Raw genomic sequence first — 1405 nt, 5'->3', positions numbered from 1 at the left:
GATCATTGGCGAAGTGTTTAACGATTGCGACTGGATCACGGTTTAAACCGATTTCACCTTCCATTTGCATCACCTCTAAAGTCTATAGTGCCCTTTATTCAAAAATCTTTACAGGAACCCCTCATAAATAAAAGCAACCCTGCCAGTAATGGCGAGATCGCTGTGGAGGTTTAATGGGCGTTGATTCGTTTGAGGTCTTTTCGACATGCTTCAGCACTACCTTTATAGAACATCAAAGTCTCATTGATGGGGTCTTGAATCTCAGAGGGAACCTCTATTCCAGCCGAATTCACCCGTAGAAGAAACTCCTCAATTTTGTCTGCAGTTTTCTCACTATGGGCTTGTTCCTTAATCAAAATAGATTTTACCTCTGCTCTACGCTTTTGGCGTCGTTCCTCAAGCCAATCGATCATAGTCCCACCTCCATAAGTTAGGATACCCAAATTGGATTACGATCTTTACAGATGTTAAGAGCAAAAAAGCGACCTCGCCAGTGGTGGCGAAGTCGCAGTGTGGAGGCTAATACGTGTTGAGTTTTTTGAGGCTTCGTTTATATGCCCGGGCGAAGGATTTAGAAATAGACAGATTCTTGTCAATGGTCTTTTCCACCTTATCCGCTATTCCTAACCTTGATAATTTCAAACGTCTCTTTAACGCTTCAAGGTCTCTCACTGATTCTTCATAATGAGCTTGTTTCTCAGATAAACTCATTATTTTCTCAGTCCTACGCTTTAGACCTTGATCCTCAATCCACTCAAACAATTGTCCCACCTCCATCAATTAGAATTCCTGTTGGAGTGGCGGAATATTTGCTTTCGTTGAATGTTTCTTTGTTAAGCGAAAGCGACCTCGCAGGTATTAGCAAAGTCGCTTTTTGATAATTAAACAAATTAGAATTTTTGAATGCATCACCTTAAGGCGTGCCGTATTAATAAACTTGAAGAAAAACGCAGTAATTGATCGTTGCATCTGTCCGCTTGTCAAATTCACGTGAACGAAATCCAAAGGTTATGCTTACTTGAACTTGATTCGGTGAAATTATTCGACTACTCGTCTGAATTTGGCTGCGAAAAAATAACCCTTCTTGATCAGAAAAGCCGTAGTCCATACCCTGAATAGCCACGGAAGCTTGGTACACACGGTAAGGACTTGTATTATAAGTTCTTGTAATTGTTCTTACGGTAGCTAACGCCTCGGGAAAACGAACGGAATCGTTGATAATGCTAAGCATCGTTACACCCCGAGTTAACCTATGCTTTCCAATTCTACCTTGTTACACTTCAATAAACAACAACCCCCACTCCCCCCTGCTCCCGACAACGAGGTTTCTATTTAGCCCCGTAAAGGTATTTGAGTCTTATCCCCTTATAAGTTAAACTTATAAATACGGAGGGGATAGGAAATG

2 protein-coding genes are annotated in these 1405 nt (G+C 41.4%); both read right to left on the bottom strand.

All coding sequences use genetic code 11. The annotated features are described in order from the left end of the window. Positions 1–170: 170 nt before the first annotated feature. Positions 171–413, bottom strand: coding sequence for a hypothetical protein (locus tag GJ688_RS19680; RefSeq protein WP_155478161.1), 243 nt, complete (start codon positions 411–413; stop codon positions 171–173). A 106-nt stretch (positions 414–519) separates the two neighbouring features. Further along, positions 520–762 carry a hypothetical protein gene (locus GJ688_RS19675; RefSeq protein WP_155478160.1) on the bottom strand — a complete coding sequence of 81 codons (243 nt, stop codon included), beginning with the start codon at positions 760–762 and terminating at the stop codon, positions 520–522. Between the last annotated feature and the right edge of the window lie 643 nt (positions 763–1405).

It is taken from the genome of Heliobacterium mobile, from assembly GCF_009720735.1.
Classification (GTDB): domain Bacteria; phylum Bacillota; class Desulfitobacteriia; order Heliobacteriales; family Heliobacteriaceae; genus Heliobacterium; species Heliobacterium mobile.
Note: the sequence above shows the minus strand (reverse complement) of the source record. Positions and strands in the feature narration are given on the sequence as shown.

Bases quoted from the DNA above. Each gene is read 5' to 3' on its own strand.
- GJ688_RS19680 (WP_155478161.1), bottom strand. From the start codon at position 413: ATGATCGATTGGCTTGAGGAACGACGCCAAAAGCGTAGAGCAGAGGTA.